Source organism: Nonomuraea sp. NPDC049625 (genome assembly GCF_040675285.1).
GTDB lineage: Bacteria > Actinomycetota > Actinomycetes > Streptosporangiales > Streptosporangiaceae > Nonomuraea > Nonomuraea angiospora_A.
In genome coordinates this window covers 34,454-57,194 of the sequence record NZ_JBFAOQ010000025.1, presented here as the reverse complement: position 1 = coordinate 57,194, position 22,741 = coordinate 34,454, and the positions used below count along the sequence as shown (strand labels likewise).

The 22,741-nt window shown below is 69.7% G+C and carries 22 protein-coding genes and 1 pseudogene; 11 read left to right on the top strand and 12 right to left on the bottom strand.

The genetic code is table 11. The features are described 5' to 3' along the window. Entirely contained in the window at nt 1–903 is a 903-nt protein-coding gene (locus AB0J87_RS57475; RefSeq protein ID WP_363983384.1) for an alpha/beta hydrolase, read from the bottom strand. A 163-nt stretch (nt 904–1,066) separates the two neighbouring features. On the opposite strand from AB0J87_RS57475, the gene AB0J87_RS57470 reads away from it, so the two are divergent. Together AB0J87_RS57470 and AB0J87_RS57465 are read left to right on the top strand one after the other, a co-directional pair. Beyond that, nucleotides 1,067–2,221, top strand: a complete 1,155-nt coding sequence (locus AB0J87_RS57470; protein WP_363983381.1) for a histidine kinase — start codon at nt 1,067–1,069, stop codon at nt 2,219–2,221. Then, on the top strand, nt 2,218–2,877 hold the full coding sequence (locus tag AB0J87_RS57465; RefSeq protein ID WP_363983378.1) for a response regulator transcription factor: 660 nt from the start codon (nt 2,218–2,220) through the stop codon (nt 2,875–2,877). The genes AB0J87_RS57470 and AB0J87_RS57465 overlap by 4 nt, the downstream gene beginning before the upstream one ends. A 7-nt stretch (nt 2,878–2,884) precedes the next feature. Here AB0J87_RS57465 and AB0J87_RS57460 read toward each other — a convergent pair whose 3' ends face one another. Both AB0J87_RS57460 and AB0J87_RS57455 read right to left on the bottom strand, forming a co-directional pair. Beyond that, nucleotides 2,885–4,219 (bottom strand): family 43 glycosylhydrolase, encoded by a 1,335-nt coding sequence (locus AB0J87_RS57460; protein WP_363983375.1) that lies wholly within the window; start codon nt 4,217–4,219, stop codon nt 2,885–2,887. Between the two features lie 161 nt (nt 4,220–4,380). Beyond that, nucleotides 4,381–5,577 (bottom strand): MFS transporter, encoded by a 1,197-nt coding sequence (locus AB0J87_RS57455; RefSeq protein ID WP_363983372.1) that lies wholly within the window; start codon nt 5,575–5,577, stop codon nt 4,381–4,383. Between the two features lie 113 nt (nt 5,578–5,690). Here AB0J87_RS57455 and AB0J87_RS57450 point away from each other — a divergent pair, with 113 nt between their 5' ends. From AB0J87_RS57450 to AB0J87_RS57440, 3 genes are all read left to right on the top strand, one after another. Continuing rightward, nucleotides 5,691–6,527, top strand: a complete 837-nt coding sequence (locus AB0J87_RS57450) for a helix-turn-helix transcriptional regulator (protein ID WP_363983369.1) — start codon at nt 5,691–5,693, stop codon at nt 6,525–6,527. Between the two features lie 175 nt (nt 6,528–6,702). After that, nucleotides 6,703–7,062 carry a glycoside hydrolase family 2 TIM barrel-domain containing protein gene (locus tag AB0J87_RS57445; RefSeq protein ID WP_363983366.1) on the top strand — a complete coding sequence of 120 codons (360 nt, stop codon included), beginning with the start codon at nt 6,703–6,705 and terminating at the stop codon, nt 7,060–7,062. Between the two features lie 175 nt (nt 7,063–7,237). Further along, nucleotides 7,238–8,563 carry a MarP family serine protease gene (locus AB0J87_RS57440; protein WP_363983363.1) on the top strand — a complete coding sequence of 442 codons (1,326 nt, stop codon included), beginning with the start codon at nt 7,238–7,240 and terminating at the stop codon, nt 8,561–8,563. Nucleotides 8,564–8,652: 89 nt separating this feature from the next. Here the strand turns inward: AB0J87_RS57440 and AB0J87_RS57435 are convergent. Both AB0J87_RS57435 and AB0J87_RS57430 read right to left on the bottom strand, forming a co-directional pair. After that, a pseudogene (locus AB0J87_RS57435) lies at nt 8,653–8,742 on the bottom strand (zinc-binding dehydrogenase); the annotation flags it as partial. Between the two features lie 124 nt (nt 8,743–8,866). Continuing rightward, nucleotides 8,867–9,280 (bottom strand): cytidine deaminase, encoded by a 414-nt coding sequence (locus tag AB0J87_RS57430; protein WP_363983360.1) that lies wholly within the window; start codon nt 9,278–9,280, stop codon nt 8,867–8,869. Between the two features lie 116 nt (nt 9,281–9,396). Here AB0J87_RS57430 and AB0J87_RS57425 point away from each other — a divergent pair, with 116 nt between their 5' ends. Together AB0J87_RS57425 and AB0J87_RS57420 are read left to right on the top strand one after the other, a co-directional pair. Further along, nucleotides 9,397–9,681 carry a hypothetical protein gene (locus tag AB0J87_RS57425; RefSeq protein WP_363983358.1) on the top strand — a complete coding sequence of 95 codons (285 nt, stop codon included), beginning with the start codon at nt 9,397–9,399 and terminating at the stop codon, nt 9,679–9,681. A 109-nt stretch (nt 9,682–9,790) separates the two neighbouring features. Then, nucleotides 9,791–10,555, top strand: coding sequence for a hypothetical protein (locus AB0J87_RS57420; protein ID WP_363983356.1), 765 nt, complete (start codon nt 9,791–9,793; stop codon nt 10,553–10,555). A gap of 24 nt (nt 10,556–10,579) precedes the next feature. Here AB0J87_RS57420 and AB0J87_RS57415 read toward each other — a convergent pair whose 3' ends face one another. Next, the gene (locus AB0J87_RS57415; RefSeq protein WP_363983353.1) at nt 10,580–11,401 is read right to left on the bottom strand and encodes a serpin family protein; all 822 of its coding nucleotides are present in this window, start codon (nt 11,399–11,401) and stop codon (nt 10,580–10,582) included. 296 nt (nt 11,402–11,697) lie between these two features. On the opposite strand from AB0J87_RS57415, the gene AB0J87_RS57410 reads away from it, so the two are divergent. After that, entirely contained in the window at nt 11,698–12,306 is a 609-nt protein-coding gene (locus AB0J87_RS57410; protein ID WP_363983350.1) for a dihydrofolate reductase family protein, read from the top strand. 279 nt (nt 12,307–12,585) lie between these two features. Beyond that, nucleotides 12,586–13,689, top strand: coding sequence for a pentapeptide repeat-containing protein (locus tag AB0J87_RS57405; RefSeq protein ID WP_363983348.1), 1,104 nt, complete (start codon nt 12,586–12,588; stop codon nt 13,687–13,689). Between the two features lie 44 nt (nt 13,690–13,733). Here AB0J87_RS57405 and AB0J87_RS57400 read toward each other — a convergent pair whose 3' ends face one another. Further along, a complete protein-coding gene (locus tag AB0J87_RS57400; RefSeq protein ID WP_363983345.1) occupies nt 13,734–16,376 on the bottom strand; it encodes a WD40 repeat domain-containing protein in 2,643 nt (880 codons plus the stop codon). A gap of 121 nt (nt 16,377–16,497) precedes the next feature. Between AB0J87_RS57400 and AB0J87_RS57395 the strand changes: the two genes are divergently transcribed. Next, nucleotides 16,498–16,791 carry a hypothetical protein gene (locus AB0J87_RS57395; protein WP_363983342.1) on the top strand — a complete coding sequence of 98 codons (294 nt, stop codon included), beginning with the start codon at nt 16,498–16,500 and terminating at the stop codon, nt 16,789–16,791. 55 nt (nt 16,792–16,846) lie between these two features. Here AB0J87_RS57395 and AB0J87_RS57390 read toward each other — a convergent pair whose 3' ends face one another. The 4 genes from AB0J87_RS57390 to AB0J87_RS57375 are packed head-to-tail and all read right to left on the bottom strand — an operon-like array spanning nt 16,847 to nt 20,499. After that, complete coding sequence (locus AB0J87_RS57390) at nt 16,847–17,980, bottom strand: FAD-binding oxidoreductase (RefSeq protein WP_363983339.1); 1,134 nt, start codon at nt 17,978–17,980, stop codon at nt 16,847–16,849. A 22-nt stretch (nt 17,981–18,002) separates the two neighbouring features. Then, entirely contained in the window at nt 18,003–18,767 is a 765-nt protein-coding gene (locus AB0J87_RS57385) for an amino acid ABC transporter ATP-binding protein (RefSeq protein WP_350731821.1), read from the bottom strand. Further along, a complete protein-coding gene (locus tag AB0J87_RS57380; protein WP_363983335.1) occupies nt 18,764–19,615 on the bottom strand; it encodes an amino acid ABC transporter permease in 852 nt (283 codons plus the stop codon). Before AB0J87_RS57380 ends, AB0J87_RS57385 begins: the two co-directional genes overlap by 4 nt. Then, nucleotides 19,612–20,499, bottom strand: coding sequence for an ABC transporter substrate-binding protein (locus tag AB0J87_RS57375; RefSeq protein ID WP_350731817.1), 888 nt, complete (start codon nt 20,497–20,499; stop codon nt 19,612–19,614). The genes AB0J87_RS57380 and AB0J87_RS57375 overlap by 4 nt, the downstream gene beginning before the upstream one ends. Before the next feature lie 233 nt (nt 20,500–20,732). On the opposite strand from AB0J87_RS57375, the gene AB0J87_RS57370 reads away from it, so the two are divergent. Further along, a complete protein-coding gene (locus tag AB0J87_RS57370) occupies nt 20,733–21,659 on the top strand; it encodes a LysR family transcriptional regulator (RefSeq protein ID WP_363983332.1) in 927 nt (308 codons plus the stop codon). 28 nt (nt 21,660–21,687) lie between these two features. On the opposite strand, the gene AB0J87_RS57365 is transcribed toward AB0J87_RS57370, so the two are convergent. Then, nucleotides 21,688–22,686, bottom strand: a complete 999-nt coding sequence (locus AB0J87_RS57365; protein ID WP_363983329.1) for a helix-turn-helix domain-containing protein — start codon at nt 22,684–22,686, stop codon at nt 21,688–21,690. Between the last annotated feature and the right edge of the window lie 55 nt (nt 22,687–22,741).

Genomic DNA, 22,741 nt, shown 5'->3' with positions numbered 1-22,741 from the left:
TTACTCGCCGGCCACCTGCGAGGTCACGCGCTCGATGGCCTGGACGGCGACATCGGGCTGGTCGACGTAGATGTAGTGCCCGCTGTCGGTGGCCGTGCTCAGCTTGCTGCCGCTGGACACCGCGAGCCACTTGCGCTGGCCCGCGGACCACGCCTGCTCCAGGCGCTGTCCGTACGTGGGGATGGCCGCGAGGTACTGCTTCCCATGCTGGATCACCTCCACCGGGATGTTCCCGGCGGAGCGGACCTTCCCGTCGGTGATGACGAGCTTCTCCGGGTTCTGACCCTGGAATATCGCGAGGTTCTGCGCGCGCACCTCGGCCGCCGGACCCTTGGCGGACTCGGGGATCGCCTTCGTGATGTCGTCCACCATCGTGGGCGACGTGGTGTCCATCAGGACCAGCCCTTTGACCCTGTCCTGATGGTCGGGGACGTACCTGGCGGCGATCAGCCCGCCCAGCGAGTGCCCGGCCAGGACGACCGGGTTGTCACCGGCGACCCGGTCGAGCACCCCGGTGAGGATCTTCCCGGTGACGGCGAAGTCCTGAGGGCCGTCCGGCTGGTCGCTCGCGCCCGCGCCGAGCCGGTCGTAGGAACAGACCCGGTTCTTCTTGCCCAGCGTCTTCTGGAGGGCGGCCATCTTGTCCAGCCCGTCACCCCCTCCGTGCATCAGCATGATGACCGGCCTGCCTTTCGCCGGGTCGCCCGAACAGGACACGTTCACCGACCGGCCCGCGACATCGACCTTCTTGGTTCCGGAGATCGGGCCGGCATCGGCTTTCTGCGTCGTGGGGGCGAGCGGGTCCCAGTTGTCCAGCGAGTCGCCGGCGCAGCCGGCGACCGCCGTGCCGACCACGGTGCTGCACAGCGCGGCCACAACGGCGGTCTTGTATGTGCGGAGCATGATGTCCTCCAGCGAGAGACGTCTTCACACGGCGGCTGAGGCGCCGTGCCACGTCGTAACGCTATGGAGTCGACTGTCCCGGAATCGTCACCATACGGTGGACATTCGCAGGTAGCTCGCAAGGGGGACACGTGGGCGACGATGTGACCGCTAGGCTCGTCCGATGATCGATCTCCGCCGGGTCCAGGACCTGTGGCGGCGGTGTGACGTCACGGTACGGGATTTACCGTTCGCGCTGCTGCTGACCGTCGCGTCACTCCTGCCGGCGTTCCAAGGCCGCGGGACGCAGATCGGCGACCTGCCACCCCGCCCCTATGACGCGCTGGCCGTCGTCGTGATCGCTCTCGAGTGTCTCCCGCTCACCGTGCGCCGGCGGTGGCCGGCCGCCGGTCTCGTCCTGGTGTCGCTCGGCTTCGCCCTCGACCAGCTCTTCGCCTATCACGCGCTGGCCGGAACCGCGCTGCCCATCGCGCTCATCAGCGCGGCCGCCCATCTGGAACGTGGCCGGCGCGTCACCGTGATCCTGCTCTCCGCCGCGTACCCGCCGCTGATGTTCGCGCTCGACCGGCTCGGCTCGAACGAGACGCCGGCCGACATCGTGCTGTTCTACCTGGCGCTGGTCCTCGCCTGGGGCATCGGGACCTGGTTGCGCTCCACCCGGGCCGCCGAGGCCGAACGCCGCCGCCACGTCGCCGAGGCCACTCGCGCCGCCGAACGCACCCGCATCGCCCGCGAACTCCACGACGTCGTGACCCACCACGTGACGGCGATGGTCGTACAGGCCGAGGCGGCACGCTACCTGACCGCCGCACCCGACCGCCTCGACGCGACCCTGACCGCCGTCACCGACACCGGCCGGCGGGCCATCAGCGATCTGCGGCACCTGCTCGACCTGCTCAAGGCCGACCACGACACCGACGCCGGTACGCCGTCCGCCGGCGATCTGCACACGCTCGTGGAGCAGACGCGTCAGGCCGGGCAGCCGGTGACGTTCACCGAGGAGGGGGAGCCCGCGGAGTCGGCAGGCAGCGCGGAGTTCGTGGCCTATAGGGTCGTGCAGGAAGCTCTGACGAATGCCCTCAAGTACGCCCACGGCAGCCACACCGAGGTCCGCGTGGGCTACGGCGAGAAGGAGATCACCGTGGAGGTCGGCACCGACGGCTCCGGCTCCCGCACCCGCTCTCCCGGCGGGAGCGGGCGGGGCCTGGCCGGGCTCCGCGACCGGGTCGACGCCCTGGGCGGCGAGTTCAGCGCCGGCCAGCGGGCGGGCGGCGGCTTCGACGTACGGGCCCGCATCCCCGCCGGGAGCGCGTCGTGACCGCGCCGATCCGGGTCCTGGTCTGCGACGACCAGGCGCTGATCCGCACCGGGTTCGCGACGATCATCGATGCGCAGCCCGACCTGGAGGTGGTGGGCGAGTGCGGGGACGGCCGCGCCGCGGTCGAACTCGCCCGCCGGCTGGACCCGGACATCGTGGTGATGGACGTGCGGATGCCGGTGCTCGACGGCATCGGGGCGACCCGCCTGCTGGCCGGCGCCGGGGTGGCCGATCCCGTCAAGGTGCTCGTGGTGACGACGTTCAACCTGGACGAGTACGTGTACGAGGCGCTGCGCGCGGGAGCCAGCGGGTTCCTGCTCAAGGACGCCCCGCCGGCGCAACTGCTGCACGGCATCCGCACCGTCGCGACCGGCGCCGCGCTGCTGGCACCCGAGGTGACACGGCAGCTCGTCGGCAGGTACGCGTCGCGGATCCGCCCCGCCGAGGACACGCCGGACGACGCCGCGCTGACCCCACGCGAGCTGGAGGTGCTGCGCCTCATCGCCGACGGCCTGTCCAACAGCGAGGTGGCCGCGACGCTGGTGATCAGCCAGGAGACCGTCAAGACGTACGTCTCGCGCATCCTCACCAAGCTCGACCTGCGTGACCGCGTGCAGGCGGTGGTCTACGCCTACCGCAGGGGCTTGGTGACCTGAGCCCCGGTCAGTCGTCGATCGTGTGTTTCCGGCGCTGGACGTACAGGCGGTTGCCCGTCGGCCCCGTCCATTCCACCCGCACGACCCCGGGCACCGCCGTGTCGCCGACGCGCGACGGGTCGGACCAGTAGCCGAATCTGGGGTTGCGGAAGAACGTCGCCCACAGCTTGCCGCTGTGGTCCACGAAGAAGTTGTTGTGGCCGGCGCCGACACCCACGGTCCACCGCTTCGAGTACGGTCCCTCGAACGTGTCCGAGACGGCGACGACCGCGTCGTAGTGGTACTGCGCGCGCCCGGCGCCGGGCGGGTCGTAGGCGTACCGGGTGCTGCCGTCGGCATTGGTCGAGGATCGGTTCCAGGCGGCCTGGAGCAGGAAGTACTTGCCGCCGTGCTTGAACACGTACGCGCCTTCGAGATAAGGCTCGGGCGCGTAGGGCACCTGCTGGAAACTCGGGAGGTTGGTGGTCGGGACGATGTCCTCCATGTCGTCCCGGAACTTCGCGTACAGGTGGTTGTGCAGCACCAGCCAGGCGTCATCGCCCTCGGTGTAGAGGCTGCCGTCGATGTGGTGGTAGGCGCCGGGCAGGATGAAGCCGGGCCCGCCGGTGAAGGAGTCGCCGAAGGGCTTGTCGTAGTTGCCCTGGACCAGCCGGTACGGGCCCTCAACCCCGCCCTCGCTCACCAGCACGAACGAGCCGACCTTCTTCGAGTGGTCGCCCATGCAGGCGACGATGTACCACTTGCCCCGGAAGTAGTGCACTTCCGGGGCCCAGACGTCGCCGCGCTTGCCGAACTGGTCGTCGTTCCAGTACTCCTGCCACGGAGCGACCACTGTGCGTCCGGGCCGGTTCTCGTCGGCGAACTCGGGCGACCAGACCTTGCCCTTCTCGGCGCCTGGGCGGATGCCCGTGGTGTCGGCCAGCCTCCACGGCCCGCGCAGGGACGGGGAGGTCCACACGAAGATGCCGTCGTTCCACGGGGCGGCCCCCGCGGTCCCTGGCGCCCGGGTGGTGCCGGTGGCGACGTAGACCGGACGGCCCTTCACCACGAAGCAGTTGACGTAGGTGTCCCGCATCCAGACCCGGCCGAGCTCCTGGTCACGGGGGCGGAGCTCCAGCGGGAGGATGAAGGAGTTGTCCTCGCGCGGCCACAGGTCGAGCCGGGTGTCGGCGAGGCCGTAGGGCTCGAGGTCGGGCCAGTTCGACGGGTATCGCTTCAATGCGGCGTTCGTCGGCGTCGCCTGCGCGGCGGTCGCGGGCAGCGCCGCCGCTCCCAGCAGGCCGGCGGCGCCCGCCAGCAGGGACCGTCGGTCGACGTTCAACCCGTTGTCGGTATCAGTCATCACTCACGTCCTCCACGTCAGCGCCCATCCGATGGGCAGCTTGCGGAGAGTGTGCCTAGTCGTTCATATTTCGTCAATAACCCGGAAAAAATAGCCCGCGATCGCGCAGGTGGGGTCACAGGGAGAAGAACGCAGGTGACGCCGTTGTGGACAAAACAGTTTCACGGGCTTGTCGAATCGCGGGCGGCTGAGCGTACCGTGCCCCCACCGGCCACCAGAGCGACGACCGTCTGGCCGGCCGCGGCCACGCACATCAGCATGATCGGCGCTCGCCAGCCGGAGCTCACCGTGTGCAGCAGCCCGAAAACCACCGGCCCCGCGGCGGCCAGCAGGTAACCGATCGACTGCGCCATCGCCGACAACGCGCCCGCCATGCTCGCGTCCTGGGCGCGCAGGCTGATGAAGGCCAGCGCGAGCACGAGGCAGGCGCCGCCGCCCAACCCGAGGACGACACTCCACAGCAACGCCAGTCCCGGCGCCACGAAGAGTCCGAGGTAGCCGAGGAGCATGACCGCCGAGCAGATCGTCGCCAGCGCGCGCTGGTTGCGCGCCCACCGCATCGCGCCGGGCACCGCCAGGCTGGTCAGCACCGCGACCGCCTGGAACAGGAACAGCAGCCAGCCCGCGGTGGCCGCGCTCATGCCGTTGTCCTGGAAAACCTGGGGCAGCCACGTCACGACGACATAGAAGCCCAGCGACTGCAGTCCCATGAACGCCGTGACCGCCCACGCCAGCCCGGAACCCCACGGCAACCGGTGTCCGCGAATCGCCTGTGCGGCACGCCGCGGAACCCGCACCTGGGGAAGCCACAGCAGGACGGCCACCAGCGCGAACAGGACCCAGCAACCCAACGCGGTGTACCAACCGCCGGGGGCGACCTCACTGATCGGCACCGCCACCCCGGACGCCACCGCGGCGACACCGCCCATCACGGTGGCATAGGCACTGGTCAGCAGTCCCACCTTGGTGGGGAAGTCGCGCTTTATGAGGCTCGGCAGCAGCACGTTGCCGACGGCGATGCCCGCCCCGATCAGCACGGTTCCCCCGAACAGACCGACCGCCGCCGGCACCCACCGGAGCGCGATCCCCAACGTCAGCACCACGAGCGCGGCACCGAGCAACTGCTCGGCTCCCCACCGCGCGGCCAGCCGGGGCACCAGTGGGGACAGCACCACGAACGTCAGCAACGGCAGCGTGTTCAGCAGGCCCGCCACGGCCGGGGCCAGACCCAGATCGGCCTGGACCTGATCCAGCAACGGCCCGACGCCGGTCAAGCTCGCCCGCAGGTTCGCGGCCACCACGAGCAGCCCCCACACCAGCAACGCCTGACCGGAACGCCGCGTCGACGTACTCTCCATGCACACCACGATCGGGCCGCACCGCGGCCGGCAGCCAGACCGAGCTCAGGCTAGCCCCCGGAGGGTCACCCTCCGCACTGTGCGATCGCCGGGCGGCCCGGTAGCGTGGCGACGTGGGGACGCCACTGGGGAATTTCATCCGGGCCAAGCGCGACAGCATCCAGCCGGAATCCCGTGGACTGCCGGACCGCGGCCGCCGCCGGTCACCGGGTCTGCGCCGGCTGGACCTCGCCACGTGGGCCGGCATCAGCGTCGAATACCTGACCCGCATCGAGCAGGGCCGCGACCGCAATCCGTCGCCGGCGGTCATCAACGCCCTCGGCGACGCGCTGCGCCTCACCCCTTCGGAGCGCAACCACCTGCGCTACCTCGCGAAGATCACCGGCGACGAATGCTCCGTCCACATCCGGCCCGTGGCACCCTCCCGGCACGTACGACCGTCCGTCCTGCGGACACTCCGCCTCCTCGAACCCGGCGTCGCCATCGTGACCAACCGGCTGGGCGACGTCCTCGCCCACACCGGCGGCTACGAGCTGGTCACCAGCGGCACCGGACTGCTCGACGCCGCCCATCCGAACCTCAACCGCTACCTGTTCACCGACCCCCGCGCCCGGACGTTCTTCGCCGACTGGGACGACATCGCGGACGAGCAGGCCTTCGACCTGTGGCAAGCGCCATCCCTCGAGAACCTCGAGTGGCTCACCGCGGAGCTCACACCCATCGCCGGGCCCGACTTCACCCGCCGCCTGAAGCGTCATGTGGTGCCGCGACGTGGCGTTCTCCGGCTCAACCACCCGGCCGGGCACCAGCTTCGACTGCTTCGCGAGACGCTCGAACTGCCTGCGGAGGCCCAGCAACTCGTCGTCTTCCTCCCAGCCGACGACCAGACGGCCGAGGCCGTCGACCGACTCCGGCGCCGGTCCCACGGCCGGCTCCGGTCCATCTCGTGACATACCGCAAGCATTCGGATTCTCGTCAGCGCAGTGCCACGATCATGACGACCCCCACCGCGCGTACCGCACCCGTGGTGGTGCCGTAGCACGCTCTCCATGCCCGCCTCTACCCGCTCCGATCCTCACGCCGTTGCCACCATGCCCGTTCCACAGGGCCGCCGGGGACCCGGCGATGCCCTTGGGGTCCCTGGCGTTGGGGATGCGGCCCTCGTCCTGGTCCCGGCGGACGGCGCGGAGTCGGCGTTCTCGAGGACGGCCACGAGGAGCGCGCTCTTGGCGTAGGGGCCTCGCCGAGTGCCTGGTCGATTCCCTGTGGACCGAGGAGTACCAGGCCGACCTGCTGGACGTGTATCACCAGGTCTTCGACCGGGTCGACCCGGTGGTGGGCGAGCAGGTCTGGAACTTCGCCGACTTCGCCACCACATCGGGCGTCTTCCGCGTCGACGGCAACAAGAAGGGTGTCTTCACGCGCGACCGCCGTCCCAAGACCGCCGCCTTCCACCTGCGCGCCCGCCGGCGCAAGGACGAGTGAGTCCCGGACGATCCCGGCGCCGGCCGAGCGCGCTCTTGCCGGATATTGAGAAGCGGCGTGGTGGCCATGAACTCGCAACATCAACAATGAGTGATGGATCAATTCATTGCGTTTATGGTCGGCGCCGATCGCGCATGGCGCACAAAGGCGTGAAGTCGGGCCGATATCCGCCAGGATGAATGCCGTCCTGTCGGCGGGCGAAGAGAAGGATGAGGTCTTCCAGCCGGGTCTCAGGAAATCTGAAATTCCACATTCTGGCGAGATCGATCCGGGTGAAGCGCCAGAGCTCATATTGTGCTTACCTTTCTCTGTGCCCGGTGATCTACTCGACCTCATTTTGCTGACCCTGCTCATCCTCTCCGGCGTCTCCGGTTATCGCCAGGGATTCATCGTCGGGGCCGCGAGCTTCGTCGGCTTCGTGGGCGGGTGCGTGCTCGGGATCTACATCGCGCCACCTGTGGCGGGCCTGGTCGTGGACGGGGATGTCCCGGAATCCATGCTGGCGATCATCATCGTGTTCCTGACCGCGATGATCTTCCAGTTCGGTACGTCCACTGTCGGCGCGGTGATCCGCTCCTACCTGCGGCACGAGCCGGGCAGGATGCTGGACGCGCTGGGCGGCACACTCGTCTCCGGTTTATCGGTGCTGATCATCGCCTGGCTCGTCGGCAGTGTGCTGGTGTCCAGCTCATTGACCACCATCGTGGAGCAGATCCGCGGCTCACTGATCCTGGGGACGGTGGACCAGGCGATACCCCAGGCGGCACGTGACTGGCAGAAACCGTTCAAGCGGTTCATCGACCGATCCGATTTCCCGCCGGTGCTGGACGCGATCGCCGGCCAGCCGACCGTGAACGTCCCGCCGCCGGACACGGAGGTGCTCGACAGCGCCGGCCTGCGAGCGGCGCGGACAGGCATCGTTCAGGTGCAGGGAGTGGCCCGCTCCTGCAACAAGCAGATCACCGGCACCGGATTCGTGTACGCGCCCGATCACATCATGACCAACGCGCACGTGGTCGCCGGGGTCGACAGCGAGTTGGTCGTCATCGATCACACCGGCCGATCGCACCCCGCTGTGGTGGTCCACTACGACCCGCAGCGGGACGTGGCGGTGCTGTATACGCTCAACCTCGGGTTGCCGTACCTGACCTTCGAGGCCGAGGCGGACAAGGGCGATGACGCCGTCATCGCCGGGTATCCCAAGAACCAGGGGTTCACCACACAGCCGGCCCGGGTCGCGGCACGGCAGCGGGCTCGCGTCCCCGACATCTACCGGGTCACCGAGGTGACGCGGGAGGTGTATCTCATCCGGGGCAAGGTCCAGCAAGGCAATTCGGGCGGCCCCCTGTTGAGCCCCGACGGCCGGGTGCTGGGCGTGGTCTTCGCCGCCGTCGTCAGCAAGGACGACACCGGGTACGTGCTCACCGCCTCCGAGGTCTCCTCCGACGCCCGCCGCGCCGCCGGTGCCACCCAGCCCGTCAGCACTCAGGCCTGCGACTGACGCGGGTTGTGTCGCGGTCAGATCCCCTCGCCGGGACGGCCCACACTGTCGCGCGGCGGTGGCCGGTGCGTTCGCTCGGGCGGCGCCGGTCACGGCTTGAGGACGATCTTGCCGCGCGTGTGGCGCTTCTCCAGCTCGCGAAAGGCGTCCTGGACCCGCCCCAGCGGATGGGTGGCGGCGAGCGCGACGCGCCCACTCCGCGGTCGGCCCCATCGACCTGCACCGTGAGACTCTGCTCAGCCCCGCCGAGGACCCGCCGAGGGCCCGCCGAGGGCCCGCCGCTGACACCGTACGAGGCGCGGTTTACCCGGCGTCGAGCTGGTGGTCGGCCCAGACGTAGGTTTCGGGGAGCAAATCGGTGATGAGGACCGTTCGGATGCGGTCGTCCTTGCCGACGATGACCTTGAGGGCGGGGAAGTAGTCGAGGAGGACCTGACGGCAGCGGCCGCACGGGGGGACGACGCCCCGGTCGCGATCGCCCACGGCGACGATGGTGTCCAGCTCGTAGGCGCCCTGGGCGGCTGCCGCGCCGATGAGGACCAGCTCGGCGCAGGGTCCTCCCGTGAAGTGGTAGGCGTTCACGGCGGTGATGATCCGGCCGTCCCGGGCACGGGCCGCGGCTGCCATGGTGTGGTTGTCACCCCGGCAGCGAGTGCGGGCGACGTGCGTCGCGGCCTCGATGAGTTCGTGGTCGACGTGGTGGGGCTGCGTGGTCATCTTCTTTTCCAGGTCCTGAATGTGGCATTCATTACCGGCCCTTGGCTTCACAGGGCCCGTGGCGGGGGTAGTTCCTCCCTCGTGGGGCGATCTTGGGCTCCAGGAGGAGGTCGACGATGTACGCAATGGTACGGCGGTACGAGGGGGTAACCGATCCCGCCGGGGCCGGGCGCCTGGTGAGTGAGGAGTTCGTGCCACTCATCCGCCCGATCCCCGGGTTCGTGGCCTACTTCTGGGTTGACGCCGGGGATGGGGTGATGCTTTCCACCAGCGTCTTCGAAGATCAGGATGGAGCCGAAGAATCAACCAAGAGGGCCGCGGACTTCGTGCGGGAGCGCATGGTCTCCCTGCTTCCCAACGCTCCTCAGGTCACGGCCGGTGAGGTTGTGGCGTCCGGTTAGTGGGCCACCCGGATTGCCGCCGCGTCAACGTCGGCGTCCGGGAAAGGGTAGGGAACTTTCTCCCCGTTGCCGCTCGTCATCGCGAATAGACGCCAAACGGGGGGCGGACATGCGCGGAGACGGCGACCGTCAGCGACGAGGGCAAGGACGGGAGCGGGCGAGGGCGCGGGTCGAGGAGATCGAACGCGACCTCGCCGACGAGGACTCGGCTGTCAGCCGGAGCGTGCGCAAGGCCCGGCGCATACGTAATGCCGGAGTGCTCGGCGGGTTCCTGCCCGTGGTGGCGGTCACCGCGGCGACGGGCAGCTGGCTCGCCCCCTTCTCCTGGCCGGCCCTGATCACCGGCGTGCTCTATGCCGGCCTGCTGTTCGTGGTCGGCCTCGCGACCTATGCGGTGATCACCCGCTACCGGCCTCGGGACCACGGCGAACCCGTTCACCGGACGTTCCTGCTCGTCGGCGCGCTCTTCGAGGCGGTCCGGCTCGCGCTGGTGACGCTGCTGCACGCCGACGTAGACGAGGCCGTATGGCTGGCCCTCGGGTACGAGCTGACCGGCGCTGTCACCGGCTTGGCCATGGGCACGCTGGCCGTCATCCTCAGCCACACCGACCCCCTGGCCAAGGACGCCCCCGAGCGCTTCCCTGTGGGGATGAGGCTCGTCAAGACCGCGTCGTCGATCGCGACCCAGGTCGGGTTCACCCTGCTTCTGGCCTGGAGCCCGTGGCTCGTGTTCGTCACCGCCCCGGCGGCGGTGGCCGGAGTGTGGCTCGGCGACAAGCAAGGCCGGGCCGGTGTCATGGGGCAGTTGGGCGTGCTGGGGATCGGAGTGGCCTCCACCGTCGCCGGGCTGGTCCTGTTCGCACGCCTCGGTTGACGGCAGCCCGGCTGCTCGGCTCCTTCACTCTTCAAGCCTGCTCAGGTTCTGGGGTTCGGCGACCCAGCCGGCGGTCAGGATGAGGCGGCTTCGGCGGTCGACCGTGAGGAATCCGAAGGGATGGCTGAAGTCGAGGTCGATGTGTCTGACGCGGTAGGGGGGTGGTGGGGCGATTCCGGCTCCGACGGCGCCGAAGGCGGTTACGGCGGCGGCCTCGAAGCCGGTGGCCTGGAAGGTGGCGACGGCGTCCTGCCGGGCCTGGGTGACGGCGAGCGGTTGGGTGCTGATGCCGGGGAAGTGCCCGCGGGTCACGTCGGTCACCGTTGCCAGGCCGAAGACCTCGGGCAGGTCCAGGAGGTCGTGCGTGGAAGTGATGGTGAAGCGCGGGACCGTGACGTTCAAGGCGTCGTCGGGGGTGTGGTCGCGGACGTGGCGGACGGTCAATCCGGGGCTCGGGCTGCCCGCACGCAAGAGGCCGGCTGGGGTGGTGGGGTGGCGTCCGGCCAGTACGTCGATGCCGGCGGTGAGGACGTGGCCGGGTTTCATCGATTCGTCACCGAGAACGAGGTGGACGTCGATTCCGCCCGTGCCCATGACGCGGAGCATGGTCAGCGGGCCGGCGGGAGTGTCGGCGACTCTGGCGCGGTCGAGTACGCGGGTGCTGCGGCGTAGGACGTGGATCTCACGTCCGGCCCACGGGCCGTACTCGAACAGGTCGATGCCGTCGGTGAACGGGCGTAGCCAGGTGGTGCGGACGGTCAGCGCCACGGCCAGGACGAGGAGCACGCGGTCGGTCAACGGCTCGGGCCGCCTGGGACGCGGTGGCGGCGTCCATCCCGACGGCATCCTGCAGTTCTGTGCGGCCTCGTCCCCCGGCGGCCGATGCCAGGTGGGCCAGCAGCGGCCAGGCTCCTGCGCCGGCCATCACGACCGATCCACCCGAACAGGTCTGCACCCACCGGGCGGTTAATGCGTTCACCGCGGTCACCGAGTCCTGCTGCCAGTTCATGGAGGTGACCGTACAGGGATCAAACTCCCGTTCCGAAGGGAGACCTTAAGAGATCCGTAAGGTGATTCCGCGAGGCTACAGAACATCAGAGCGGCTGAGCCGGACGGCTCCGCCCCTTCCTTGGAGGAACATCATGAGGACGATCGCTGCAAGCCTGTTCATCTCGCTCGACGGGGTCGTCGAGGAGCCGGCACAGTGGCACTTCCCGTACTTCAACGACGAGATGGGCGCCGCCGTGACGGCGCAGATGGCCGACACCCTGCTCCTGGGCCGCAAGACCTATGACAGCTTCGCCGGAGCGTGGCCGGAGCGGGAGGCCGAGGGCGGCGAGGACGCGGGCTTCGCGAAGACGCTCGGCGACGCGCGGAAGATCGTCGTGTCGCGCCAGCCCCTGGAGTTCAGCTGGCGGAACTCCGAGCTGCTCCAGGGCGACCTGGTCGAGGCCGTGACCGCGTTGAAGAACGAGCAGGGCGGCCGCATCGCCGTCAGCGGCTCGGTGTCGGTGGTCCGCCAGCTCCTGACCGCGGGACTGCTGGACGAACTGCACCTGCTGGTGCACCCGATCGCCGTCCGCAAGGGTGAGCGCCTGTTCGACGAGGGGGAGAACTCCATCCCGCTGGAACTGATCAAGTCGGAGACGTTCGCGACGGGCGTGCTGTACCTGGTCTACCGGCCCGCCGGGGCGAGCGGTGACGCCTCCTACGACGACGCCAAGGCCCACCTGTCCCAGGGCGAGCAGTAGACGTGAGCGTACAGGGGCATGCCGGCCGATGAGGTGTAGCTGTGCGGCCGAGGTCCATGGAGAACTCGGCCGGCACGACCTCACACAGATCCAGCTGTGTTGAGGTCGGCGGCGAAGTGTCATAGTCGTACTGCTTCTCCCAGGAGTGAAGCCACGAAGGGCTGTCGAACCGCAGAGGTCAGTGACGATCGGAGAGCCGCCGCACAGATGAAGAAGCCATTCAGAGGCCTTGGCGGCGGCAGGATCGAAGATCACACACCTCCGCTCCCCGGACACCCCGTGCGAACGGACAAGATCGCACGCGTCGGCCCCTCCTGGCGGTACCGGATCTCGGGGCCCTTTCTCCTCACCGCGCTCCTGGGATTCGGCGCCTTGGCCGGTGCTCTCTTCCTGCCCCGCTACCTGCTCGCATGGGACCTGGGCGCGGCAAAGCCGCCGGCCGACTACGCCACCGCCGTGAACAACATCCGCACCACCCTGCTCCAGGGCGTCGGTGGCCTGGTGCTGCTGATCGGCGCTTATCTCACCTGGCGCCAGCTACAGCTCAGCCGTCACGGGCAGGCGACCGAGTCCTTCGCCGCCGCCATAGCGCATCTGGGTGACCCGAGCGTGGACGTCCGCCTCGGCGGCATCTACGCGCTGGAACGCATCTCCCGCTCATCCACGGCCGACCGCCGGACCATCGGGGAGATCCTCTCCGCGTTCGTCGGCAACCGAGCCTGCGAGCCGCAACGCGATGCCCGGCACGCGCGTCACGCCGCCACGGCGGCGGACAGCTCGGTCAACCTCTCCCTCCGCGCCCCTGACATCCACGCCGCACTGACCGTCCTCGGCCGCCGGGACGCGGTCCGGGGACAGGTGCTCCGCCTCGACCGCCTGGTCCTGCCCAAGGTCAACCTCGCCTCCGCGCGGTTGCGCGACGCGGACTTCCATTTCAGCGATCTGACCGAGGCCGCTTTCGTCGGAGCCGACCTGACCCGCGCGGATCTCAGCGGAGTACGACTGGCGGGGGCGGTCCTTGCCGACGCGATCCTCTACCAGGCCGATCTGCGCGACGCGGTCCTGACCGGAGTCATCGCCGAGGGCATCGACCTCCGGGGCACCGATCTGACCAGGACCGACCTGCGGAACGCGAACCTGCGCGGCGCTCGCCTGGACTACGCCGACCTCCGTGGCGCCACGCTGACCGGCGCCGTCCTGACCGGTGCTTCGCTGAAACGCGTGGTCTTCGACGAGACCACCGCCTGGCCCGACGGCTTCGACACCTCCCGGATCAGACCCGCACGGATACGCTCGCTCCCGCCTGTCCGTATCAGAGACTACGAAGAGCTCGCTGTCCGGCCGGCGCCCGTCAAGACCGACTCGCCGGCCGAAGCCGAGTAGGCCCCATCAGCGGGCAGGGGCTACCGCCGGCGTCCGCCCGGGTGTCACCAGGGGTCGACGTCGACGCCGGTGGTGACGATTCGCAGGGCCGTGGAGGCGACCCACGGCCGGTCGTGAGAGCTGATGCCGCCGTAGGACGGCATCGGCAGCTCGGGGAGCAGGGCGAGCACCGCGCTCAGGTGGCGGCATTCGGCGGCTTGGACGGTGAGCTTGACGGTCGGGCCGTGGCGGCGTCCCGGGGGCATGCGGAGCAGCTCGGCACGCGCCTGCGCGAGGGCCTCGACATCCGCGCCGCCGGGTCCGGACGCGCCGCCGGGCCCGGCCGGGCGGCCGTGGGCGGCGTTGCGTTCCGCGATCGGCACGGTCTCCTTCACCCAGCAGTTGTAGCGCTCACCCCAGTCCACGAGCATGCGCGGCAGGCCGTGCTCGACGAGGAGCCGCTGCGCGCCCCAGCCCTGGAACCAGCCGTCACCGGACCGGAGCAACTCCTCGGCGAGCTCCACCTTGCCCTTGCGCAGCAGGTAGCCCAGGAACGGGATGCCGACGTCGTCGCCGGCCGCGCCGGCGCCCTCGGCGAGCAGCGCGCGTGCCTCGTCCTCGCGGCCGCATTCCATCAGCGCCCGGACGACCCGGAGGCTGTGGTCCCAGCCGCCGTCGTTCTCGCGGACCTTCTCCCGGGCCCGGTCGAACCACGCGTCGGCCTGTGCGCCGTCGCCCAGCAGCGCATGGACGGCGCCCATGGAGCCCGCCGTCGAGGCGGACTCACCCCACATTCCGTCGGTACGGCTGAAGACGGAACGCGCGTCGTCCTCCAGCCCCGAGGCCGCGAGCATCATCGCCACCTCGGCGGCGACGCGTGGCCGGCGATGTTCGGGCAACGTCCCGATCAGCTCCAGCGCCCCGGCCGTCTCCCCGCGCAGCGCCCTGAGCACGGCCGCGGAGTGGAGCGCCTCGCCGGCCCAGGTGTTGCGGCGGTTGACCCCGTACTCCACGACCGCCTCCTTGAAGGCGCGGAAAAGGTCGTCGACGGTGGCAATGTTGGGCGGCGGCCACTCCTGAGGGCTCGGGTCCGTCATCGTCCGGCCCCGGAAGGGCTCCAAGTACTCGTACAGCGGTTCGGGCACGCGTTCGGCCGCGGCGGGCGCGTCGGGAACGACCTCCAGCTCACCCCAGTGCACGGGCCAGGCGAACCGCCGGGCGGGCGCCCACGCGAGGGCCGCGGCCAGGTCGTCGTCGCGTCCGGGAGGGGCGATCACGACTCCGGGCAGCAGGGCGACGGCCCAGGTCTCGTCGTCCAGCGCGAACGTGGGGTTCGGCTCGGGGTACATGTCCTCCCCGAAGTCCTCGTCGTCGAGCATCAGGGGACGTGGCGCGGACGGCTGCCGCAGCAACCTGAAGTCGCCGATCACCTCGCCGGAGTCCGCGCGCAGGAACCGCAGCACCGTCGTGCCCAGCACCACGAGCACGTCGTCGGCGCCCCAGTGCACCCCCGTGGCCTCGGCGGGCGCGTCGAAGGAGCGCAGCCGTTCGCCTCCCTCGTCACCGAGCGACCAGATCTCGACGCGGCCCTCGGCGGTCAGGCACGCGGCACGCTCGCCGTCCGGCTCCCAAGCCCAGGGGCGTACGTCCAGGTCGTAACTCGGCGACCGCAGCTCAAGGTCGAGGTCGTAGCGGTGCTGCCCGGTTCTGTCCACGATGCCGACGCGCGAACCGCATTCGACGATCGCCAGGCGCGTCCCCCACGACATGAACGTCACCTCGGCGTACCCGGGCCCCTCGGACACCCGTCGGCCGGTGAGCGCGTCGGCGATCACCAGGCGGCCGTCGTGGTGAAAGGCGAGGAGGCTTTCGTCGGGGCTCCATTCGCCGGACGGCCACGTGTAGTTGCGGTCGCCCTCGGTCATCCACGTGACGCGGCCCGACGCGGCGTCGATCGAGCAGATGCGCCCGTCGTGCAGGTTCCCGTAGAGCCGCCGGCCATCTCGCGACCAGACGACCCGGTCCAGGACGAACCGGTTGCCGTCCGACAGCGGTTCGATCCTGGGGTCGTCCGGCCAGACCTCCCCGCCGTCCAGCGGGACGACGGCGCCGTGAGCGCGCGCGTCGGCCTCCTGAAGGACGTAGGCGCGCACGCCGTCGGGCGCCAGGGCGAACGGGTCCGGGCGTCCCGAGTAGGTGAGGCGAGCGGTTCCGACGGGTTCGTTCTTCTCGCCGAACGGGTCCCAGACGCCCACGTTGTTCGACCGGTAGGCCATGGCGAGGCGCGAATCGTCCGCCGACCACTGGATGACCTCGCCGTAGCCGGGCCAGCCGATCCCGCCCTCGATCCAGTCGATGACGTTGACGCACCGCCCGGTGGTCACCTCCCAGATCTGCAGGGTGGCTCCGCGGTCGTAGTCGTCGCCCCCGAAGTCGCCCACCGCCAGATACCGGCCGGACGGGCTGAGCGCCTGCGCGGTGATCTCGACCTGGTGGACGTCCGGATGGCGTAGCAGCGCGCCGTGCTCCCGGATCCGCTCGGTCGCGTACCGGTGCGCGTCGACGACACCGTGGCGTCGCTCCAGCTCGACGAGTGCGGCGCGCAGCGGGACAAGGTCATGTTCCGGGACGAACGCGGTCCAGTCCGCGGCCCGCAGCGCCGCCTCGAAAGCCTCAGGTCCGGTCTCGGGCGGGTCGGGGATCTTCATGCCCAGTGATCGTACGACCGAGGGCGCGTCGAAGGAGGGTGAACGCGGTCCTCGTCGGCACGTGGAACGGGATGGAACGCCCATCGGGTGTAGACCCACCGACGAGCCATGAGGAGCTCCCATGTCGTACCTGATGAAAAAGCTGCTGGTCGCGGCGACGCTGGTCACCGCGACCGTCACTGCGACCACCACCGTGGCCACCGCCCAGAGCGGCGCGCTGTTCGACGGCTTCGGAAAAGGAGCCGTGGAGGACACGGCGCTCGCCAACGCGGAGAGCGCCGCCAGGCAGAACGCGCTCGACCACGGGTTCACGGCGTGCGACGTGTTCGAGTCGGTGGTCTCCCAGGATGCGCGGACGCACGTGTTCTTCGCGTTGGTCACGGTCCGCTGCGACGACGAGGCCGTGCTGGGATGATCCCGGTGACGGACACCCCCGAGGCCGCACACTGCGCATGCGGCCTCGGGCGGGGTCAGCGGGTGGTCATGAGGGTCAGGCTCTCGTCCTGCACGGAGGCCGTGACGCCGCGGGTGATGCGGTATCCGGCGAGGCCGGGGCCGTCACCGTCGATGATCTCCTGAGCCGCGAGCCGGCCGAGCTCGGGCGCCAGGTTGACGCCGCTGTGGGTGACGAGGTGGTAGAGGCCGGGGACCTCGGGGTGCGTGCCCGCCAGCGGCAGGCCGTCCGCCGGCACGGGCCGGACGCCGAGGCGTACGCCGGCCAGCCGGGCGGCGCGCAGCGCGGGAAGGACCCGCTGGCCGCCGGCGTGCAACCGTTCGGCCAGGGCGTCGTCGCTCTGGCCGGGCAGCAGCGCGTCCACGGGCCAGGAGATGGAGCAGATCCGGTCTCCGGGAGCGGGGCGCAGGTCCACCTCGGGCGTGGCCAGGATGGCGTCGAGCCGCAGGCCGGGGACCGGCGTGCTCTCTCCCACCAGCCCGGGGATCCGGGTCATGGGCAGGTCGGTGCCGGCCAGGGCCGCGATGCGGTCGGCGTCCGGGCCGGTGCAGTTGACCACCCAGTCGGCCTCCCAGCGCCGCGTGCCGGTCTCGACACCGGTGACGGCGTCGCCGTCGCGGATCAGCGCCTGTGCCCGCAGGCCGTACCTGATGTCGGCGCCGAGCGTGGCGGCGCGATCGAGCAGGCGCTGCACGAAGAGCGGGGCGTCGTACCACGCGCTCTGGTCGTGGACCACGAGCTCGCTCGCCGTGCACGCCGCCGGGTCGACGGCGGGGGCGAGTTCGCGCAGCTCGGACGGGTCGGCGATGCGGCAGGGGTGCCCCCACGACTTGAGGCGGACGGCCCGCTCCCTGAGCCCCCGCTGGCTCTCCTCGCTGTCGCCCCACTGGATGGCGGGCATGGGGTGCCGCCACGACGGGCCTTCGAGCTCCTCGGCCAAAGTGGCGTGCAGGGCTGCGCTGGCGCGGTTGAGCTCGTAGTAGGCGCGCGGGGTCTTCAGGTGGGTGACGTCCATGGAAAAGGTCGCGCTGGAGGTGCCCGCGGCGGGGCCGCCGGCCTCGATGACGACGACCTGAGCCCCTGCGACGGCCAGGTGGTAGGCGACGGAGGCACCGAGCACTCCGGCGCCGAGAACGATGACGCGGGACACGTGGATATCTTTCCTTCGGGAGTCAGAGGACCTTGCTGAGGAATGCCCGGGTGCGCTCGTGCCGGGGCTCGCCGAGCACGGCGCCGGGCGGCCCGGACTCCACGACGACCCCGTCGTCCATGAAGACGATGGTGTCGCACACCTCGCGGGCGAATCCCATCTCGTGGGTGACGATGATCATCGTCATGCCGTCCTCGCGTACGAGGTCGCGCATGACGTCCAGGACCTCGCCCACGAGCTCCGGGTCGAGGGCCGAGGTCGGCTCGTCGAACAGCATGAGGTCGGGCCGCATCGCCAGGGCGCGGGCGATGGCGACGCGCTGCTGCTGGCCGCCGGACAGCTGGTCGGGGCGGCTGTTCGCCTTGTCGGCCAGCCCCACCCTGGTCAGCAGGGCGTGGGCGCGCTCGCGTACCTCGGCCTTCGGCTCCTTCTTGACCATGATCGGCGCCATCATGATGTTCTCGAGCGCGGTCATGTGCGGGAAGAGGTTGAAGCGCTGGAAGACCATCCCGATGTCCACCCGCTGGGCGGCGATCGCCTTGTCCGGCAGCTCGTAGACCTTCCCGTCGCGCTCCTCGTAGCCGATCAGGTGGTCGCGGAAGTAGAGGCGTCCGGCGTCGATGCGTTCGAGGTGGTTGATGCAGCGCAGGAAGGTGGACTTGCCGGAGCCGGACGGGCCGATCACGGCCAGCACCTCTCCCTCCGCGACCTCCAGATCGATGCCTTTGAGTACGTCGAGCGCTCCGAACCGCTTGTGCACGCCTTCCGCGCGGATGAGGGTCGTCATCGGCTGAACCTGCGTTCGATGTAGTGCTGCCCGGCGTTCAGGACGGTCGTGGCCACCAGATACCAGAAGCACGCGACCGTGAGCAGGGCGACCTGCTGGAAGTTCCTGGAGTAGATGCCCTGGATCGAGGTCAGGAGCTCAGGTACGGCGATGGCGAAGACGAGGGAGGTGGTCTTGAGCATGGAGACCACCTGGTTGCCCGTCGGCGGGATGATGACCCGCATGGCCTGCGGAAGAATGATCTTGCGCAGGGTCTGGAAGCGGGTCAGGCCCAGGGCGTGGGCCGCCTCCGTCTGACCGTGGTCGACGGAGGTCATGCCGGCCCGCACGATCTCGGCCATGTAGGCCGCCTCGTGCAGGCCGAGGCCCAGCACCGCCGCGGTGAGCTGGGTGATGATCAGGTTGGTGTCGACCTCGAAGAACGTCGGCCCCCAGGGCACGCCGAGCCCGATCTTCGGCACCACCGCGGACAGGAAGTACCAGAACAGCAGCTGCACCAGCAGCGGCACGCCGCGGAAGACCCAGATGTAGAACGCGCTCAGCGCCGCCAGCAACGGGTTGGGCGACATGCGCAGCACGGCCAGCACGATGCCGCCCGCGACGCCGACGAGCATGGCGAGCACCGTGAGCAGCAGCGTGGTGCCGAGCCCGCTCAGGACCGCGGGGGAGAAGAGGTACTCGCCGACCACCTTCCACTCCATGCGCGGGTTGGCCACCCAGCCCTGCAGCAGGAAGATCACCAGGAAGCCGAGGACGGCCGCGCTCACCCAGCGCCCCGGATGGCGGAGCGGGACGGCCTGGATCCGCTCCCGTGGAGCCGGGGGAGCGGTCTGCCCGGTCGTGGTCACGACTCGCCGCCGTTGAGCACGGCCTTGTCGAGGGCGCCCGACGACATCTTCCACTTGTCGAGGATCTTGGCGTAGGAGCCGTTCTCCATCAGCTTCTGCAGCGCCTGCTGCACGGCCTTGGAGAGGTTCTGGTCCTCCTTGTTGACGAGGATCCCGTACGGCAGGAAGCGGTAGGGCTCGCCGACCTGCTTCATCCGGCCGCCGGACTGCTCGGCCTGGTAGGTGATGGTGGGCGTGCCGCCGATGAAGGCGTTGGCCCGGCCGGTGGAGACGGCCTGCAGACAGCCGACCGTGTCGGGGAACACCAGCACCTGGACCGCCGGCTTGCCCGCGTCCGTGCACTTCTTCTTCTGCTGCTCGGCGTCGTCGGCCTGGGCGGTGCCCTGCTCGACGGCCGCCGTCTTCCCGCAGAGGTCGTCGAGCGACTTGATCGCCTGGGCGTCCTTCTCCTGGACCAGGAGCGAGCTGCTGGTCTTGAAGTAGTCGACGAAGGTGACCTTCTCGCGGCGTTCCGGCTTGTCGAGCATCGCCTGGATGGCCAGGTCGTACCGGCGTGCCTGCACGCCGGCGATGAGACTGTCGAAGCTGGCCTGGCTGAACGTCACCTCGACGCCGAGCACCTGGCCGATGGCCTTCATCAGCTCGGGTTCGAGGCCGATGACCGACTTGTTGTCGGTGTCGAGGAAGACCAGCGGCGGGTAGTTGTGACCAGCGGCCACGTTGAGCGTGCCGCTCTTCTTGATCTTGTCGGGCAGCAGGTCGTGCAGTTCCTGATTCTTCTGCTGTGCCGGGGCGGCCGCCTGGGAGGCGCCGCCTCCGGAACAAGCTGTCAGGGACAGGAGTCCCGCCAGGCCGAATGCGGCGGCTGCTTGGGTGAACCGCATCGCGCAGGACACCACCTCTCGCGCTTGGTACTACTACGTTCCGTAAACACCAATATTGGGGGTCCGTTTGGATACGACAAGGTAAGCGAGCATGCGCATTGGTGCACAACCTGTTCACTCCTCCTTATCCTCTTTCTCACCCGCCCCAGGTAGCCGCCCAGGTGATCGATCGCCTCGCCTCAAGATGGTCCGCGGTCTGGTGATGCTTACTGCCGGACTGTTAAGTTGAGCCGATGCTTACTCCCGCCCAGCTTCAGGCGATCCGTGAGGTGGTCGCCACCGGTTCGCTCCGGACCGCCGCCAAGCGCCTCGGGTTCACCCCGTCGGCCATCTCGCAGCAGGTCTCCTCGCTGGAGCGGACCCTGGGCGTCCAGCTGTTCGAGCGCCTGCCGCGCAGCATCCGGCCCACCGCGGCGGGGGCCGAGCTGGCCCGCAAGGCAGCCCGGCTGCTGGCCGACCTCGAGGCGGCGGAGGAGGAGATGCGTTCCTTCGCCACCACCCACCGGGGCAGGCTGCGGCTCGGCAGCTTCTGGTCCGCCGGGTTCCGGCTGGTGCCCGCCGTGCTGGCCGAGTTCCTGCGCGACCGGCCCAACGTGGACATCCGCTACGAGGAAGGCGATCCGCACCGGACCATTCCCGCCGTCAACGAGGGGCGGCTCGACCTGGCCGTGGTCTTCGAGTACGGCATGGTGCCGCACAACTGGCCGAAGGACCTGACCATGACGTTGATCATGGAGGAGCCGCTCTACGTGCTCGTGCCGACCGGTCACCGGCTGGCCGCCCGCAAGCGCATCCAGTTCGGCGAGCTGTCAGCCGAACGGTGGATCTCCTACACCGAGGGGATGGACGCCTCGCTCAACCTGTCGCACATCTGCGCGGCCAGCGGCTTCGACCCCGACGTGCTGTTCCGCACCAACGACTACAACCTGCCCTTCGAGCTCGTACGCAAGGGGCTGGGGGTGGCGATCGTGCCGGAGCTGGCGATGATCGAGTCGCGCGAGGTGTGCGTGTTCCGGCTCGGCGACCCCTCCCAGGTCCGCAGGGTCTTCACCGTGTGCCGCGCCACCGACCCCAACCCCCTGCTCGGTCACGCGACGAGCATGCTCATCAACGCCGCCGAATCCCTGCACCAGCGCGCGGACCTCCCCATCGCCGTATGAGCCCGGCGCTGCCCGCATGGCACACCCTTCAGGCGATCAGGCCGGGGTGGTGATTGTTGAGGAGTGCGGTGCCCAGGTCCGTGACGGTGTGGATGACTGCTTGGCCCAGGCGGTGGCTGGTCACCAGGCCGGCCTGGCGAAGTGTGGTGGCCTGGCGGCTGGCGGTCGAGCCGGGAATGTCCAGCTGACGCGCGAGCTCGCCGGTGGTGCAGTCACCGTGGCCTATGGTCTCGAGCACCTGGGCCCGGGTGGGGCCGAGCAGACTCGTCAGCGTCGGACGCCGGTCGGGGGCGTCGCCGTGCGCCCAGGTGGGGTCGTGTTCGATCGGATAGACCAGCACCGGGGGCAGCTCGGGATCGCGCAGGGTGATCGGTGTCTGCCTGCAGAAGAACGAGGGCTGCAGCACCAGGCCTCGGCCGTTGAGGTGGATGTCGTGGTCGGCCGGATAGGCGAGCTCCAGCGTCGGGAAGCTCCACCGTGCCGACGGGTGGAGCGTGGCGAACACCGCCTCCCAGCCGCCTTCGAAGAGCACTCGTGCGCGGCGGGCGCGTTCCTGGGCGACCTGCGCGCGGATCCGTGGCCAGTACGGCGACAAGCATGCTTCGAAGTAGGCCTCGGCCGCGTCGGCGACGGCGCCCAGCATCTGCGAGCCGCCCTCGGCGAGGTGGCCGACCCACCCGGGCAACCGCCTGCCGGGATGGCGCCAGGACAGCTCGGTCAGGTCGAGATGTAGCCGCTCACGTGTGGTTCGGCGCAGGGCCTCGGTTCCCGCCGTCATCGAGCCCGGCTCGGTGCGCGGGGTGAGGAAGTCGACGGTATAGCCTCGCGCGGGCGCGAGGGTCGTCAGCATCCGGGTCGCCGCGGGCACCCTCGCCAGCGCCTCCTTCTTCCACTGGCTGAAGACGATCGTCCGCTCCCGGCGGCGCAACCTGTAGAGGCTGAGCATCACCTCCCACATGGCGTCGCACCCGGGGGCGATGCGCGTTCGCGCGAGATCCTCGCCCGTGAAATGGATTCTCAGCGCCATGGATCCTCCGATCGACGTGCCCCGTTCGGCATGTAACTCCGACGGAAGCACCTAC

Coding starts and splice junctions, on each gene's coding strand:
- AB0J87_RS57475 (WP_363983384.1), bottom strand. CDS start 903: ATGCTCCGCACATACAAGACCGCCGTTGTGGCCGCGCTGTGCAGCACC.
- AB0J87_RS57470 (WP_363983381.1), top strand. CDS start 1,067: ATGATCGATCTCCGCCGGGTCCAGGACCTGTGGCGGCGGTGTGACGTC.
- AB0J87_RS57460 (WP_363983375.1), bottom strand. CDS start 4,219: ATGACTGATACCGACAACGGGTTGAACGTCGACCGACGGTCCCTGCTG.
- AB0J87_RS57455 (WP_363983372.1), bottom strand. CDS start 5,577: ATGGAGAGTACGTCGACGCGGCGTTCCGGTCAGGCGTTGCTGGTGTGG.
- AB0J87_RS57445 (WP_363983366.1), top strand. CDS start 6,703: ATGCCCTTGGGGTCCCTGGCGTTGGGGATGCGGCCCTCGTCCTGGTCC.
- AB0J87_RS57440 (WP_363983363.1), top strand. CDS start 7,238: ATGAATGCCGTCCTGTCGGCGGGCGAAGAGAAGGATGAGGTCTTCCAG.
- AB0J87_RS57430 (WP_363983360.1), bottom strand. CDS start 9,280: ATGACCACGCAGCCCCACCACGTCGACCACGAACTCATCGAGGCCGCG.
- AB0J87_RS57425 (WP_363983358.1), top strand. CDS start 9,397: ATGTACGCAATGGTACGGCGGTACGAGGGGGTAACCGATCCCGCCGGG.
- AB0J87_RS57420 (WP_363983356.1), top strand. CDS start 9,791: ATGCGCGGAGACGGCGACCGTCAGCGACGAGGGCAAGGACGGGAGCGG.
- AB0J87_RS57415 (WP_363983353.1), bottom strand. CDS start 11,401: ATGCCGTCGGGATGGACGCCGCCACCGCGTCCCAGGCGGCCCGAGCCG.
- AB0J87_RS57410 (WP_363983350.1), top strand. CDS start 11,698: ATGAGGACGATCGCTGCAAGCCTGTTCATCTCGCTCGACGGGGTCGTC.
- AB0J87_RS57400 (WP_363983345.1), bottom strand. CDS start 16,376: ATGAAGATCCCCGACCCGCCCGAGACCGGACCTGAGGCTTTCGAGGCG.
- AB0J87_RS57395 (WP_363983342.1), top strand. CDS start 16,498: ATGTCGTACCTGATGAAAAAGCTGCTGGTCGCGGCGACGCTGGTCACC.
- AB0J87_RS57385 (WP_350731821.1), bottom strand. CDS start 18,767: ATGACGACCCTCATCCGCGCGGAAGGCGTGCACAAGCGGTTCGGAGCG.
- AB0J87_RS57375 (WP_350731817.1), bottom strand. CDS start 20,499: ATGCGGTTCACCCAAGCAGCCGCCGCATTCGGCCTGGCGGGACTCCTG.
- AB0J87_RS57370 (WP_363983332.1), top strand. CDS start 20,733: ATGCTTACTCCCGCCCAGCTTCAGGCGATCCGTGAGGTGGTCGCCACC.
- AB0J87_RS57365 (WP_363983329.1), bottom strand. CDS start 22,686: ATGGCGCTGAGAATCCATTTCACGGGCGAGGATCTCGCGCGAACGCGC.